General features: G+C 64.7%; 12 protein-coding genes, 1 tRNA gene, 1 other RNA gene and 1 pseudogene. 6 read left to right on the plus strand and 9 right to left on the minus strand.

The features are described from left to right. Together QF819_02060 and guaB are read left to right on the plus strand one after the other, a co-directional pair. A partial coding sequence (locus tag QF819_02060; GenBank protein MDP6801947.1) for a hypothetical protein occupies positions 1–414 on the plus strand: 414 nt, incomplete at its 5' end. Positions 415–644: 230 nt separating this feature from the next. After that, a complete protein-coding gene (guaB, locus tag QF819_02065; protein ID MDP6801948.1) occupies positions 645–2,117 on the plus strand; it encodes an IMP dehydrogenase in 1,473 nt (490 codons plus the stop codon). A 121-nt stretch (positions 2,118–2,238) separates the two neighbouring features. Here guaB and QF819_02070 read toward each other — a convergent pair whose 3' ends face one another. After that, complete coding sequence (locus QF819_02070) at positions 2,239–2,967, minus strand: hypothetical protein (GenBank protein MDP6801949.1); 729 nt, start codon at positions 2,965–2,967, stop codon at positions 2,239–2,241. 263 nt (positions 2,968–3,230) lie between these two features. Here QF819_02070 and ssrS point away from each other — a divergent pair. Then, positions 3,231–3,413, plus strand: a non-coding RNA gene (gene ssrS, locus QF819_02075) — 6S RNA. 77 nt (positions 3,414–3,490) lie between these two features. Here the strand turns inward: ssrS and QF819_02080 are convergent. Then, the gene (locus tag QF819_02080; GenBank protein MDP6801950.1) at positions 3,491–4,267 is read right to left on the minus strand and encodes a hypothetical protein; all 777 of its coding nucleotides are present in this window, start codon (positions 4,265–4,267) and stop codon (positions 3,491–3,493) included. Positions 4,268–4,454: 187 nt separating this feature from the next. On the opposite strand from QF819_02080, the gene QF819_02085 reads away from it, so the two are divergent. Then, on the plus strand, positions 4,455–5,321 hold the full coding sequence (locus tag QF819_02085; GenBank protein MDP6801951.1) for a nitrilase-related carbon-nitrogen hydrolase: 867 nt from the start codon (positions 4,455–4,457) through the stop codon (positions 5,319–5,321). Between the two features lie 565 nt (positions 5,322–5,886). On the opposite strand, the gene cdaA is transcribed toward QF819_02085, so the two are convergent. The 6 genes and pseudogenes from cdaA to QF819_02115 all read right to left on the minus strand — a co-directional run bounded on the left by cdaA (position 5,887) and on the right by QF819_02115 (position 11,754). Beyond that, positions 5,887–6,660, minus strand: coding sequence for a diadenylate cyclase CdaA (gene cdaA, locus QF819_02090; GenBank protein MDP6801952.1), 774 nt, complete (start codon positions 6,658–6,660; stop codon positions 5,887–5,889). Further along, positions 6,657–7,559: a dihydropteroate synthase gene (folP, locus tag QF819_02095; GenBank protein MDP6801953.1), complete on the minus strand. Its 903-nt coding sequence runs from the start codon at positions 7,557–7,559 to the stop codon at positions 6,657–6,659. The genes cdaA and folP overlap by 4 nt, the downstream gene beginning before the upstream one ends. A gap of 10 nt (positions 7,560–7,569) precedes the next feature. Continuing rightward, positions 7,570–9,519 carry an ATP-dependent zinc metalloprotease FtsH gene (gene ftsH / locus QF819_02100; GenBank protein MDP6801954.1) on the minus strand — a complete coding sequence of 650 codons (1,950 nt, stop codon included), beginning with the start codon at positions 9,517–9,519 and terminating at the stop codon, positions 7,570–7,572. A gap of 110 nt (positions 9,520–9,629) precedes the next feature. After that, positions 9,630–10,220 carry a hypoxanthine phosphoribosyltransferase gene (gene hpt / locus QF819_02105; GenBank protein ID MDP6801955.1) on the minus strand — a complete coding sequence of 197 codons (591 nt, stop codon included), beginning with the start codon at positions 10,218–10,220 and terminating at the stop codon, positions 9,630–9,632. Between the two features lie 96 nt (positions 10,221–10,316). Further along, positions 10,317–11,657 (minus strand): annotated as a pseudogene (tilS, locus tag QF819_02110) (tRNA lysidine(34) synthetase TilS). A gap of 20 nt (positions 11,658–11,677) precedes the next feature. Then, positions 11,678–11,754, minus strand: a tRNA-Met gene (locus tag QF819_02115). Positions 11,755–11,880: 126 nt separating this feature from the next. Here QF819_02115 and QF819_02120 point away from each other — a divergent pair. Both QF819_02120 and QF819_02125 read left to right on the plus strand, forming a co-directional pair. After that, positions 11,881–13,104 (plus strand): DNRLRE domain-containing protein, encoded by a 1,224-nt coding sequence (locus QF819_02120; GenBank protein MDP6801956.1) that lies wholly within the window; start codon positions 11,881–11,883, stop codon positions 13,102–13,104. Next, positions 13,101–14,333, plus strand: coding sequence for a hypothetical protein (locus QF819_02125; protein MDP6801957.1), 1,233 nt, complete (start codon positions 13,101–13,103; stop codon positions 14,331–14,333). Before QF819_02120 ends, QF819_02125 begins: the two co-directional genes overlap by 4 nt. A 104-nt stretch (positions 14,334–14,437) precedes the next feature. On the opposite strand, the gene QF819_02130 is transcribed toward QF819_02125, so the two are convergent. Beyond that, complete coding sequence (locus tag QF819_02130) at positions 14,438–15,304, minus strand: hypothetical protein (GenBank protein MDP6801958.1); 867 nt, start codon at positions 15,302–15,304, stop codon at positions 14,438–14,440. Positions 15,305–15,410 lie beyond the last annotated feature (106 nt).

The following is a 15,410-nucleotide window of genomic DNA, read 5'->3' on the forward strand; positions in this document are numbered from 1 at the left end:
AAGGAAGACTTCGAGATTGAGCATGTCCAGACGCACTCGAAGGACTACCGCGGTCCGAAGAACTACCTCTTTTCGGTCAATGTGACGGATCTCCTGATCCGTCACACGGGCTCGAACCACAAGCGGGAGACGATCGCCTTTTCGAAGCGTCGGCGGAGCGTGGTCTTGCGGATGGGGGTGTTCCAGGTGTGGAGGAACTGGCTGAAGTCGCGGTCCGAGAAGCTGCAGGACGAGACCCCGGCGCAGTTTCTGCGTCTGTGTGCGGACAAGCTGACGGTGGACGATGTCTTGCGGAAGCGGCTCTTCCCCGGGCGAGTGAGGCTTCCCGATCAGTGGATGACCTACTACGAGGGGAAACTGCGGACGCCTTCGGTACCGAATGCGCCTCCGCACGCCTTGAAGTACGCGTTCTAGGGTGGGGACGGGCGGGTTGGAGGGGTGAATCGGAAGTGCCGGCTCCAGGCCGCCCCAATGAGGGGCGACCCGAAGCCGGGAGCTAGCTCACCGAAAGGGCAACGGGGAAACCCGCTCGGGAAAAACAACAATCTCCGCAACACAACGGTTCCGTTTTCGTCGGGATTTTCCCGGAGAGAATGGCTAAACTGTGGCTCCGCCACGCACCCCGATCTTCCCGGAGGAATCCAGTGTCGTCGTCATCTCGCTTTGCAGGCGAAGGTCTCACCTTCGACGATGTGCTCCTTGTACCCGGACCGTCCTCGGTCCATCCGCAGGAAGTGAAGCTCTCCACGAATCTCACTCCCGAGATCCGCCTGGAAACCCCCCTTCTCTCCGCCGCCATGGACACGGTCACGGAAGCGAAGCTTGCGAAGTCGCTGGCGCAAGAGGGAGGCATGGGAGTCATCCACCGCAATCTCTCGCCCGAAAGACAGGCGGAAGAGGTGGACCTGGTGAAACGCTCCGAGAGCGGGATGATTCTGGACCCCGTCACGATTCGCCCGGACCGCCAGGTGCGCGAGGCCGAGGGAATCATGAGCCGGTTCCGGATCTCCGGTGTTCCCGTCACGAACGAAGACGGCGCCCTTGTGGGCATTCTCACCAACCGGGACCTGCGGTTCATTCAGCGAACGGATGTCCCGGTCGCGGATGTGATGACGAAGGAGAATCTCGTCACGGTGCCGGTGGGAACCAGCCTGGAAGAGGCGCGCGGCATCCTGCACAAGAACCGAATCGAGAAGTTGCCGGTGGTGGATGAAAAGGGAATCCTCCGGGGGTTGATCACCATCAAGGATATCCTGAAGCGGCAGCGGCATCCGAATGCGTGCAAGGACTCACATGGAAGGCTGCGCGTCGGCGCGGCGCTCGGGACGGGCGCGGACCTGGAGGAACGGGTTGAGCGGCTGACCGAAGTGGAGGTGGATGCCGTATTCATCGACACCGCGCACGGGCATGCGGATGCCGTGGCGGACGCCGTCCTGCGCGCCAAGCGGACGAATCCAGACATGGTGGTCGTGGCGGGGAATGTCGCGACCGCGGAAGGCACGGAGGCGCTGATCCGGGCCGGAGCTCAGGCGGTGAAGGTGGGTGTTGGGCCGGGATCCACCTGCACGACGCGTATCGTCGCGGGCGTGGGCGTTCCCCAGTTGACCGCAGTGATGGAGGCTGCGGAAGTGGCCGGACAGCACGGCGTGTCCATCATTGCCGACGGGGGCATCAAGTACTCGGGAGACATCGTCAAGGCGCTGGCTGCCGGGGCCGCAGCCGTGATGGTAGGGAGCCTCTTTGCCGGGACGGAGGAAAGTCCGGGCGAGATCGTTCTCTATCAGGGCCGAAGCTACAAGGTCGTGCGCGGGATGGGGTCGGTGGCCGCCATGAGCGAAGGGAGCGGAGACCGCTACTTCCAGGAAGGCGTGGAAGAGGCGCGCAAGCTGGTGCCGGAAGGCATCGAAGGGCGCATTCCCTTCCGTGGATCGCTCGCCGAGACGGTCTACCAGTTGATGGGCGGCCTGCGCTCAGGCATGGGCTATTGCGGCGCTGCGGACCTTACGGAACTGGTTGAAAAGGCGCGGTTCATCCGCATCACCGGCGCCGGCCTGAAGGAGAGCCACCCGCACGATGTGGAAATCACGCGGGAAGCCCCGAACTATGTCAGGGGCTAGTCGGCGGCCGGGGCTGTTCGGGAAACGGTGAGTGCGAAGCGACCGTCCGCTCTTCGGGACACAGGAAAGGGGGCGCCACGCGGCACCCCCTGTTCTTCAGGAACCTGTCCGGCGAATCGTCCTACCGGTACAACCCCTTGATCTTCCCCCAGCTGGCGGGGTCGATGGCCGTGGGCGTGCACTCCATCACGAAATCCCACATGAGTTCAGAGTCGCAGACACCGTCGAAGAAGGTGCTGCCCGGACAGATCACCGAGGAAGCGGTTCCGTAGTAGAACGAACGCACGGCGCGGGTGGTCGGGTAGCACGATCCGCAGGCCGGGGGCCCGGTGGGTCCGGCGGCGGGGTGGTCGGAGACGACGCTGACCGGATCCCCCGCGGTTGGCGAGAGCGTGTATGTCACGGCAAACGGAGAGGTGACCGCCGCAGCGATGTTCAACCAGTCCCAGTCCTGCACCGGAAGATACGGCTGCGTCCAGACGGGGGCGCCGGTGGGGCAGAGGTCCGCGTCCGCCGCGAACACATCCACCGAACCGGTAAACCCATAGCCGGACGGAGAGCCGGTCCAGCAGAAGAGCCAGCCGCCGGTGAGGACGGAGGAAGTCCCGCCCGGGCAGCAGGAGTCCAGGGCGATCCCCAACTGGTCACCCGGTGACCATCCGCTCCAGATCCACAGCCAGCCCGTGCATGTGTTGTAGTACATGACCGTGCAGCTGGTGGCGACATTCCAGTTTTCCGAGCGCTCGCTGTCCCGAAGCGGAACCTCCGTCTTCTCCAGCGCGAGCGAAGTCGTGGCCGCAACGAGCAGCAGAACGACGGCCAATCCTGCAGCGATTCGAACCCGTGTCATACACACCACCTCCGTATCCACCCGTTCTCCCCGGGGGCATGAGATGCTCCCCGAGACTCTGTGTCGGCATCTCATGCGCCTGCAGGACATCCGACCACGCTCCGGTCCCGCACGAATCTACGACCAGTGCGCGTGGTTTGCCTAGAGAAAGGTGGAGTTCGCCCCGCGGGCAAAGGGGGGTCGCCTTGACGCTGGCCAAGGCGAACGATTACCATAGAGACAGTTCGGACGAGGCAGTTCAGTCTGCCGTCCGGCACTGATTTCGGTCCCTGCATTGCATGATCGCGGGCTGTGCTTCATCGGAACCTGTTGATTCCGAATCGGGAGCCTAACATTCGGCTGGGATGTCGGACCCCCTCCGGGGGGAGGACGGAACGGGTCGTGCGGGCACCCACCTGGTGATTCGGTTCTATGAACTCGGTCCCGGCCGGCATTGTGGGGTCCGGCCTTCGGGGCGTGCCACACGGCGCGCCCCTTCTTTCGTTCGTCCTGTTGGGCATTGGCTTGGCGTCACGCCGACCGATCACCCGCCCGGGAACTGGAAGAGGAAGCTCGGGTCCGCGGCACGCAGTCTCTTCACCGCCTCGATCAGAACATTCCGGTTCACCGGGTCGGGGTTCTTGTGCCAGAGCCAGTAGGCATCCAGGAAGTCGTCTCGAAGCGAAGAGACTTCAGTGCAGGGAGAGTCTTCGGGGTGGCCTCCAAGGGGGTCCTGTCGCAGAGCCATGATGTCGTCCTCCTTCATCCGCTCATACAGGTTGAAGTACTCGCTTTTCATGTGGAACAGCACATCGACATAACGCTCGAAATCCGTCGCCAGCTTTCCGCATACCTGGGAGACCGCCCCGTCTGCAGGCGTGCCCCGGATGCGTTCGTGGTACCTGGAGGCGAATCGGTAGTAGGTCTTTCCGCGGCCGATACGCATCCTCGCCGACGGGGCGTAACTGCGCCGCGCTCCCTCTCCGACATAGGGATGAGTCGCGAAGAGCCCGGTGCGCAAGAGAAGTTCATCGGCGTGCTGCCGATAGACCTCGCATTTCCACCGGGGGTCGGTGGATGTGCGGACCTTTTCGAAGACATCGGAATCCACGCAGGACGCCGGTCCCGTCGCCGAAGAGGTTCCCATGAGCGAGGAAAGCAGATGCACCAGATAGATGTTCACATCTTCATCTGAGGTTCCGGAGTTCGATTCGAAGCCGCACTCACCACGCGACCGGAGAAGTGCCTCCAGTACGAAGTAGGCGGTCTGCCCCGGACCGTCATCCGGTTCACCGAGATTGAAGAAGGGGGACGAGTGCATCAGTTCACCTCCACGCACGGGTCACGCAAGGGAAGTGCCAGATGTTGCGGCGAAGGGTCGCCACGATCGCCTTGTTTCGCCTACTCTTGCCCATGACGCTGCGGCCCCGGTGCGTGGGTCCACGCACAGAGTGCGGACAATCGCGCATCTTGCACGGGTGGGCACCTCACGGAGGCGGAGGCAGGCCATGCATCCAGAAGGAAGCGCTCGGACGATCCGCGTCGGGTTTGTGCAGATGCGCCCCTCCTTCGGTCAGGTGGAGGACAACCTGGACCGGGCCGCACAGGTCATCCGGGCCGCGCCCCCGTTCGATATCCTCGTCCTGCCCGAGCTTTTCTCCACGGGCTACCTGTTCCGGGATCGTGCGGAACTGGCGTCCCTCGCGGAGCCTCCCGAGGGGCGGACGACGGCATTCCTCTCCGATCTCGCCAGGGAGTGCGGCGCGTGGCTCTGCGGCGGATTCCCCGAACTCGACGGAAGCCGGATCTACAACGCGGCCATACTCGTCGGGCCGGACGAGACGACCTTCGTCTACCGGAAAATCCACCTCTTCGATCGGGAGACCATGCTCTTCGATCCCGGGAATCGGCCGCCGAAGGCGTGGACATTGTCGTGCGAGCACGGAACGGTCCGTGTGGGCGTCATGATTTGCTTCGACTGGCTGTTCCCCGAGGTGGCCCGCTGCCTCATGCTGGATGGAGCCGAAGTACTGCTTCACCCGGCGAATCTCGTGCTGCCGCATTGCCAGGAGGCCATGCGAACCCGGTCACTGGAGAATCGCGTAGGATCCGTCACCGCGAACCGAACCGGTGCGGACTGCCTGGACGGCGAGGAACTCGTTTTCACCGGACAGAGTCAGATCACCGACAATCTCGGCGAAGTCCTGTATCGTGCGGACGAATCCGGCCAGACCGTCCATGTGGCGAGCCTGGATCTAATGGCGGCGCGAGAAGGCCGCGTCACGCTTCGGAACCGTCTGCGCGATGATCGCCGACCCCACCTCTACGAACGACTGACCGCCCCCTCTGCCCGGAGAAGCGACGCCCGAAATTGACGGGCGCGTGAACTTCAGGCACCAGCCACCCAATCCACGCACTGACAGGCACTTGCCGGACTTCGCCCGGCACGGCGTCACCCGGAGTTGCCGGGGATGCCTCGCGGGGACTCCCGGTCGACTTTGGGGGGAGAGAGTGCAACGCGCTGTGGCACAAGTGATTGCGCAAGTTCCGGAGGCCGGCCTGAAAGTGGCCCGGCCCTTGCGAAAGGACAGGGCGACGCCAGAACGAAACGGGGGGTGTCCGGAGGGAACCCTCACCGACGCGGAGCGAAGCCGGGGAGATTCGCCGAGCGAAGGGGACACCCCCTACTCATCGAATGGCGGAACCCCCCGGTGCCGCGCCCGTGGGAAGGGCGGCCGGGAGTTGCTACCCGACGGGGGGTTCCGACGGTGTGCGGGCGTGTGCGGGAGGAGGCTGCTTGTCACATCAGGAGGTTCGGAGAGGGCGCTGGCCAGGCCTTTTTCGCCCCCGCATTCCCCCGGGGAGCCACCCGGGGCCACCCACACCCACGACGACCCACGGGCCGCGAGGTCACAGCGGTGTGTCGTGAGATACCCCCGGTCAGGCCGGGGTGAGCGTCCGCCCGGACAGCGCCTCCCCGAGCAACTTCCTCAGCGCCTCCAGCGTCAGCCTGCGCATCAACTGGCCGCCTTTCGCGCAGGAGACATCGCCCGTCTGCTCCGACACGACGATCACCAGACAGTCGGACTCCTCGGTGATCCCGATCGCCGCGCGGTGACGAGTGCCCAGTGCCCGGGAGAGTTGGGGGTTTTGCGTCAGGGGAAGGATGCATCCGGCGGCGGACACCTGATCGCCCTGAACTACGGTCGCGCCGTCGTGCAGGGGGCTGTCGGCGTTGAAGATCGACAGGAGGAGTTCTTCGCTGACGCGGGCCTCCAGGGGAATGCCCGTGTCGATCACGCCCTTCATGCCCGCGTTTCTCATCAGCACAATGAGCGCGCCGGTTCGATCGTGGGACATCTTGAATGCGGCCGACACGGCAATGTCGATCACCTCATCGTCGGTCCGATTCTGATAGATGAAGGGACGGATGAGCGGATTCTGGCCCAGCGTGGAAAGGACCCGCCGAAGTTCGGGCTGGAACACAATCACGAAACCGATCAGCCAGATGGTCTTCAGGCTGCCGATGATCCAGTTCAAGCCGTGCAGACCCAGAAACTGCGAGAGGAGGCCGCTGACGATAATCAGGAGCAGACCCAGAAACATGGACACAGCCCGGGTCGAGCGAATGAAGAGGTACAGTTTGTAAAAGACGACCGCGACGATCCCGATGTCGAGAAGATCCAGCGCCCAGTGGTTGCCGAAGAAACTCAACACGGGCAACCCTCTCCCGGAAGGCGTCCGGAGTGTACGGCCTCGGCGGTGAGTGCGGCCCGGACATTGCGACCGACCTCATGCACCCGAAGTACCGAAGCGCCGCCCGCGACGGCCAGTGCGGATACCGCCAGTGTTGCGTCTTCCCGACTCTCCTGCGTGTCGCCCGTGATGCGCCCCAGAAACGACTTTCGCGAAGCTCCCACCACCAGCGGCCGACCCAGGGTCGTGTATTCCCGGAGGCGTTGCAGGATGCTCAGGTTGTGGCCGGCGGTCTTTGCAAACCCCAACCCGGGATCGATGAGGATGTTCTCCTCGCGCACGCCCGAAGAGAGGGCGCGACTCATGGCGGTATCCAGTTCCCGAAGAGACTCGGCCACGACATCCCCGTAAACGGCGCGTTCCTGCATGTCGGCGGGAGTCCCGCGCATATGCATGAGCACCACCGGACACGCCGCGTCGGCCACGACTCCCGCCATCTCCGGGTCTCTCGTCATGGCGGAGATGTCGTTGATCATGGTCGCGCCTGCGTCGAGCGCCCGCTTCGCCACGCTGGCCTTCACCGTGTCGACCGACACCGGGATGCCCAGCGCCCGCGCACCCGCCAGCACGGGGAGAAGCCGGTCCCACTCCTCCGCGGCCGAGACCTCTGCGGCACCGGGTCGCGAAGACTCCGCGCCGAGATCCAGCGCGTCGGCGCCTTCGTCCACCATCTTCCGGGCGCGTCGCAGGGAGTCTTCCGGGGATCGGTCCACGCCGCCGTCCGAGAAGGAGTCGGGCGTCAGATTCAGGATGCCGAGGATGCGGGTGGCACGGGAGGGATCCCGCGGGGGGAGTGTCGCGGGGAGAGTGGCCGGTTGTCCGGCCCTCAGGAAACCCGCCCCCGCTCCACCGGCCATGAATGCCTCCTCAGCCGGCAGGCGCTTCGCCGACAGGCGGCGTCGGTGAGGCTCCGTCCGGGGCCGCCCTTGGACTCCGGTCCTCGGTCGCGGTGGGTTCCGCATCATCCGGCGGCGGGTCCGCAGGCTGCTTCTCCACAATCGGTGGGAGATCCCGTCCCTCCAGGATCAGGCGGATCTCCGCTTCATCCAGCGTTTCCCGTTCCAGGAGCGCCACGGTCAACGCATCGAGGGAGGCGCGGTGCTCGGTCAGGATCTCGTGCGCCCGGGCGCGACCTTCGTCCACCATGCGGTGAACCTCCTTGTCGATCAGTTCGGAGGTCTCTTCGCTGGTGTGTCGGTTCTGGACGATCTCCCGTCCGAGGAAGACCTGCTCCTCCGGGCGACCGAATGCAATCGGCCCGAGTGCGTCACTCATTCCCCATTCGCAGACCATGCGGCGCACGAGATTCGTGGCCTGATCGATATCGCCCTTGGCGCCGTTGGTGATCTCGTTGTGAACGATCTCCTCCGCGACGCGTCCCCCCATGATGACGGCGAGCTTGTTGAGGCAGTACTTGCGGGACAGGTTGTGCTTCTCGTCGATCGGGAGCTGGAAGGTGGTGCCGAGCGATTGGCCGCGGGGGATGATGGTCACTTTCGATACCGGGTCGGCGTCTTCGAGCTTCATCGCCACGAGCGTGTGCCCGGCTTCATGGCAGGCGACGACCGCCTTTTCCTCTTCGCTGATGATCAGGCTCTTTCGCTCCGAACCCATGGCCACCTTGTCCTTGGCGTCGACGAGGTCCTGCATGGTGACCGTATCCTGGTTGCGTCGCGCAGCGAGAAGCGCCGCCTCGTTCATCACATTGGCGAGATCCGCGCCGCTGAACCCCGGCGTGCCGCGCGCGACCCGCATGAGATCTACTTCGTCATCCAGCGGAATGGGCTTCGCGTGGACTCGCAGGATGCCCTCGCGGCCGTTCAGATCCGGCAGGTCCACCACGATCTGCCGATCGAAGCGCCCCGGCCGGAGCAGCGCCGGGTCGAGCACATCCGGGCGGTTCGTCGCGGCGATCAGGATGACCCCGTCAGAACTGTCGAAACCATCCATCTCCACGAGCAACTGGTTGAGCGTCTGCTCCCGCTCGTCATGCCCGCCGCCGAGGCCGGCACCGCGCTGTCTCCCGACCGCATCCATCTCATCGATAAAGATGATGCACGGGGCGTGTTTCCGCCCCTGCTCGAACAGATCCCGTACGCGGGACGCTCCGACACCCACGAACATCTCCACAAAGTCGGAGCCGCTCATGGAGAAGAAGGGAACATCCGCTTCGCCCGCCACCGCCTTCGCGAGGAGCGTCTTTCCGGTTCCCGGAGAGCCGACGAGCAGCGCGCCCTTGGGGATCTTTCCGCCGAGCTTCTGGAAGCGGGCCGGGTTGCGCAGGAAGCCGATGATCTCTTCCAGCTCTTCCTTGGCCTCGTCCGCTCCCGCGACATCCTTGAAGGACACATCCGGGCGGTCGCCCCCGGCGAGCATCTTTGCCTTGCTCTTTCCGAAGGTGAATGCCCGGTTTCCGCCCGACTGCATCTGCCGCATGATGAAGATCCAGATGCCCAGGATCAGGAGGATCGGGAACCACCCGAAGAGCACCTGCGTCCAGTTCATCCCGCGGACGCCGACCTTGATCCGAACGCCCGGGTTGTTCTCGCGGATGCGCGTCATCAGCCCCTCTGCCTGGAGGGGGATGTCCGTGCGGAAGTTCGTGTAACTTCGCTGGACGCCTTGCGCGACAACCAGCGCGTCGGAGTGAAGTTCTCCGTGTACTTCCTGCTCGACGATCTCCAGCGACTTGATGTTGCCTGCTTCCACCTGCTGAAGGAAGTCCGTGTAGATTACGGTCTCCTCCCGCGTATGCCCGCCGCGGACAGTCTGAAAGATCACCACAAGCAGAAGCGCCAGCATTGCCCAGAAGGCCATCGTCTTGGTGGTTCTTCCATAGCGGGGCGGTTCCCCTCCGGGATCCGGCTTTCCGCTTCCTCCCTCACGGTCCTTCGTGGGGCGCGCCTTCCTGTCCGCAGGTTCGTGCATCAATCGCCGTCCTCTCCGCGCCGGGGGAACTCCCCGGAATCCAAGTCTTCTTCGCTCAGAATCGTGATATAGGGCAGATTCCGGAATCTCTGGGCGTAATCCAAGCCATATCCCACCACGAACTCGTCCGGGACTCGGAACCCTACGAGATCAATCGGCACATGGACCTCTCTCTTTTCGTGTTTGTCGAGAAGAGACACAATCTTCAGAGAAGACGGGTTTCTGGCCAGCAGGAGCTCCCGAATGTAGTCCAGCGTGAGCCCGGTATCCACGATGTCCTCCACAATCAACACATCCCGATCCTCAATGTTCAGCACAAGATCCGACAGGATTCGGACCACTCCGGAGGACTCCGTCTTGTCTTCGTAGCTGGAGACCACCATAAAGTCTGTCTCACAGTGAACTTCCATCTCGCGGACCAGATCCGCCAGGAAGATAAACCCGCCCTTGAGAATGTTGATCAGAATCGGGGTGCGCCCCTCGTACTCCTCCGAAAGCTCGCGGCCCATTTCGCGGACGCGGTTGCGGATCTGCTCTTTCGTGAACAACACGGTTCCGATGGTGGCGGGGCATTCGCAGCGAGTGGGCATGGTCGTGCGGGTCTCCTCTTCTTCAACGGGGCAAAAGGGTGAACTCTCCAGACGAAGGCCCCTTACCGTTCCGGGGCCGATACCAACCCGCTCCGCAATCCGGAAGCCGGGTACCCAGACGATTCCTTCCCCGTCGCAAACGACCGGGAGAAAGTCCCGGGCCTTTCGGGGAACCTTGCGGTCCACCAGAAGATCCTGGACCTTGGTACTTCCTTCGAGGCCGACAGGCCGGTAGCGGTCGCCGTCCCTTCTCTGCCGGACCTCCAGCGGCGTGGCAATGCGGTCCGCATCCACCCACGCCACGGTCGGGCCGGATTCATCCCGCGGATCCAGCGGAGGCGCGGGGTACAGCCGCGCTTCCAGCATGGTCCCCGGTTCCCCAGGCGGCCCGGGCCAGCATACGCGTCCGGGCACCCGCAGCTCCCGCTCGCCGGGCGGGGTCGGCGGAGTTTCTCCCGTCCGGGCGATTCCAACCTCCTCCTGACCGACGACCACCCGAACCCTCCCCGGCAGATCGACGGACCGGTCATCCGCCCCGAGCCAGGCTCTCGCCAGTTCATCCAGAGGCTCAAAGGCCAGTCTCTGCAGGGGATCCCCGACCTCACGGGCGGCTTCGCGAAGCACCGTCCTCAGAATCAGCGGATGATAGGCCCGCCCTTGAGGAGCATCAAGAACGATCTCTCTCCCGGAGCGCCGCCGCGTCAGGAGCGACAGCACATCCCGTGCGCTCGTCTCGAGAAAGGCGTCCACTTCCGCCAGAAGCGTGGAGGTCCGCCCGACGGCGCGGGTGAGGCGCGGGTTTTCGCGCAGGAGGAGCGGCACAAGGTCGTGGCGGATCCGGGAGCGGAGGTTTTCGCGGGCGGCATTCGTGGGATCGGAGATCCACGGGAGGTCCTTCTCGCGCAGGAACTCCTCGACCTCCGCACGATCCCGATCGAGCAGCGGGCGGATGACGCCATCGTCGCGCCGGTATCGGGGCTGCGCGAGCGCCCCGGGTCCGGCTCCCTGGAGGAGACGCTCCAGGAAGGTCTCCAGCCGGTCGTTTGCTGTATGCCCCACCGCGACGATTCCACCCGCCTCCTCCGCGCACCGGTTGAGGAACGAGTAACGCGCGTCCCGGGCCGCGGCCTCCGTGTTTCCCGCAGGCGTCCCGCCCGGCCCTCCCCACTGCGCGCGCTCCATTCGGAAGGGGACATTCCACCGGTGGGCCAGCTCCCGGGCGAACCGCGCGTCCTCCCCCGAATCGGGGCGGAGGGCGTGGTCGAAGTGGGCAGCGGACAGATCCAGAGCGAGTTCCGCGCGAAGCTCCACCAGTACGGCCAGCAGCGCGGTCGAATCCGCCCCGCCCGAGATGCCGGCCACGACGACACTGCCCGGCGGAAGGAGACCTTCCCGGGAGACGGTCAGCAACACCTTGCGGGGAAAGTCGGGGGTCATGGTGGAATCCCCCTGGAGGGTGGTAGCGGTGCAGGGACTCGAACCCCGGACACGCGGATTATGATTCCGCTGCTCTAACCAGCTGAGCTACACCGCCATGAAACGCCCGGGGAGGTTACGAGGACCGGGCGCTGGTGTCAAGCTGCCGCCCTTTCGCGGTGGCGCCGTTCGCGGTTTCCGGGATAGACTCCGCGGACCTTTGCCCAAAGGAGAGAGACTCACCATGACCCGGGATTCCCACCAGCGAATCACGCGGCTTCTTCTGTCCGCTGTTGTGCTCATCAGTCTTCTGGCGGCGTGCGGAAGGCGGCAGGACAACACGGTCGGTTCCACGCTGATCGAGGACCAGGCGGGAGGCAAGGGCGTGAGGATGGCCGGGGTCGACTTCCCGGACACGAGCGCGGACTTCCACCTGGATCTGGCTCTTGGGACCGCGGGAAGCCTGGAGTCCCTTCTCGCCGGGGAGCGGCACGGGGTGCGCGCGACCCCCGTTCTTCGCTTCAGCGTCTTCCCGGATTCCGGCACCACGCTGGACAGCGCGGTGCTGTTCTTCTCGGTGACTTCCGCATCCGGAGACGCGGATCCGGTTGCGTTTTCAGTTCACCGCATCGACACGGAGTCGTGGACGGAGTCGATGGCGCTGAACGCGCACACCGACACGACCGACACGACCGACACGGTGTTCTCATGGATGGCGGACACGGCCGCGGTCATCGAGCTTCCCGCGGCCACCGGGGGCAACGCGCTTGTGCCGATGACGGAACTGGCTCAGTTCTGGACCGACAACCCGGACTCCAACCACGGCATGGTCCTTTCCCCGATGCCGGGGGCGAACGCTCTTCTGGAGATCGCCTCCTCTGAATCCGAAGTCGACACCCTCTCCGTGCAACTGCATCTCTACTGGACCGGAGCGGATTCCGCAGAGGTGTTGACCGTCCCGCCGACGGACGACACCTACCTGATGGAGAAGACACCCGACTGGGACTCGCTCACAGGATTCCCCGGGCGCATCACGGTGGCGCGCGGGGTTCCGGCGCGCGGGATCCTCCGGTTCGAGATGCCGGAACTGGGAGATCGGGCCACGATCAACCGGGCGGAACTCACGCTCCATGCCGACCCGTCGGAGTCGGATCTGGACGCGTTTACCCTGGGTGCATTTCGCGTCTCCGACACCACCTGGGTGAGCGACGGAATTCACCCGGACTCGCTGCTGGTGGAGGGCCTTGTGTACGACCCCCAGGAGGTGACGGCCGAGACCGACTCTCTGGTGCTGGCCGTCACAGGGCTTGTGAGCCGGCTCTACTCCATGGGGAACGAGGGTATCCTTCTTCGCGCCACGGATGAACGCCGGGACGCGGACTATCTTCGCATTTACGGTTACGACACAGTGGACCCCGCGAAGACACCGCGCCTTCAGATCTGGTACACGCCGGGAGACAGCCCATGATGCGCGTCGGGATTGCCGTGGTGATCGCGGGTCTTCTCCTGCCGCCTGTCGCGCGGGCGGATTCGCGCTATTCCCTCCGGGGCGCCGGGGAGTCGCTTTCGTCGATGAAAGCGGAGTCACGCGCGCTCGGCGGTGCGCAGACCGCGACGGACACTCCCGGCCTTGCGGGGAACCCGGCCTGTGCGGCGTTCGCGGAGAAGGGCGTCTTCTACGGAACCTACGAGACAGAGTGGATCCGCGTGGACGAACCAAAGCCCTCCGGCGGACGGAAGGTGCTGAAGGAATACTCCGGCGTGGTTCCCAACCTTGGCGTTTTGTACCCCTTGCCGGGTGGCGTCGTCTTCGGCACCGGTCTCCATGTGGAGCGGCGCCGTGGCGGGACCATCGAGATGGCTGCCACGGACTCCATGGTCGCGGCGATCGGCGGGCAGGAATACCAGTTCATCTACGAAGCCAGCGGGAACGCTCTCCGCATTCCGGCGGTGGCCGCGCTTCGCGTGGGGCCGGTGCAGGCGGGCGTGGGTGCCGATGTCGTTCTGGTGAACTCCCGGGAGCGGTGGCAGAACGATTTCCCGACCGGGTCCGGTTTCGAGGACAGCAACGACCTGACCTTCTCCAGCCTCTGGGCGGTGGGGCTTCGTGCGGGACTTCGCGTTCCCGTGGGAGATCGCCTGTCGCTGGGTGCGTGGGCGTCGCTCCCCGGAGATCTCTCCGGGAGCCGTCGATTTGAAAACGACGACCCCCTCGACAACAGCGACGACCTGGAAGTGGACGCTTCCGGCGAACTCCCCCGCGTCTGGTCGGCGGGTTTTGAAGCGCGTCCGTGGCCCCGCGTTCGGGTGCTCGGCGACTGGGTGCGCGAGGGCTGGAGCGAGGTCACGCCGTCCGCGCCGGAAGTCGTCCACCGGGATGTGGACCGGTTCGGCTTCGGCGTGGAAGTCACCCCGCCGGAGCGGGGAGGTCTCCGCTGGCCCGTGCGGTTCGGCTTCCGTACGGAACCCCTCCACGCGCTGGATTCGGAAGGGCGCGAGATCCGCGAGACCTTCCTCACCGCCGGGTCCGGCCTCCGCTTTTCCGGCGGCAGGGGTCTCTTCGACTGGTTCGTGGAATACGGATGGCGCGGGGAGAAGGACGAATCGGAGTTCCGGGAGGATGTCTTCCGCTTTGGGATCACGCTGACTGGATTCGAAGCCTGGACGCGCCGCCCGCCGCCCGAAGAGGACTGGTAAGCCGCGCCCCCCCCCGACCGCCAATAAAGAGGGGCCCTTGCGAGCCCCTCCACCTCCGCGCGGCACCGTGCTGCCGACGCGGAGCCCCCAATCGTGTGCCCGAGCTAGTCCGAGATCACATACGGGTAGCCCCAGGCGATGTTGTCGTAGGCGGCCGTGTCGTCGTTGAGCGTGTCGCTGGAGAGAACATCCACCACGGCGTGTCGCGGACCCGGCATCATCCCGGTGTGGTACATCCCCGTGAAGGTGCCGTCGCCGTTGCTGATGAACTGGGACCGCTGGTGGTTCCGCCGGACATGAAGGAAGACCTCGTCCGTCGAGTCGCCCGTATCCACCGTGAGCGTGACATCCGTATCGGGCGCAATCCGCATCACATCTTCGAGCGGGATCAGTTCGCCGACAGAGGTGATGGTCTCGTCAAGGTCGCCCGCCTGGACACGGACCGAGAGGATCTGTCGCGTGGAACCTTCGGACGCGATCTCCACACCGGACATCGACAGGAGCCTCCAACCGCGGTGACGGTCGCCGGTCAGCGTGCGATCACGCTCGAAGTACAGAAGACGCGTTCCGGCATCGTCGAAGTCCTTCGAATAGAGGACCGGTGTCGTCCCGCAGGCCCACAGGTTCAGCAATCCCGTCACTTTCCTCGTGATGGCGACACTGGCCGTCGGGGCCGATCCGGGATTCGCCTCGATCTGAATGTCCCAGTACTTGTAGACATCGATCAACTCGCGCCGCCACCAGCAGGTGTTGATCGGAGCGAGACCGGGACTGTCCTCTTCGTTGTCGTAACGAACATCCATATCGGAGTAATCCGACATGTCCCCGAACATCAACGATTCGATGGCTTCTTCATCCTCGGAATAGTCGCCGCTGTTGTTCGCGGGATTGCTGTCGGTGTTCAGGCACCCCGTCAGGAAGAGCATCCCCGCCAGAAGTGTCAGTCCCAGGAAAAGGCGTGTACGCTGCATGGTAGTTTCCCCCGTGTGTGATGTTGAAGCGATTCATGGGAAGGTCGCGGGACGGTCGCGGCAAGGCCGGCAGGGATTCTCCGCTAGGCCCCGCGCCTTCTCGGGG

Source organism: Gemmatimonadota bacterium (assembly GCA_030747075.1).
GTDB lineage: Bacteria > ARS69 > ARS69 > ARS69 > ARS69 > ARS69.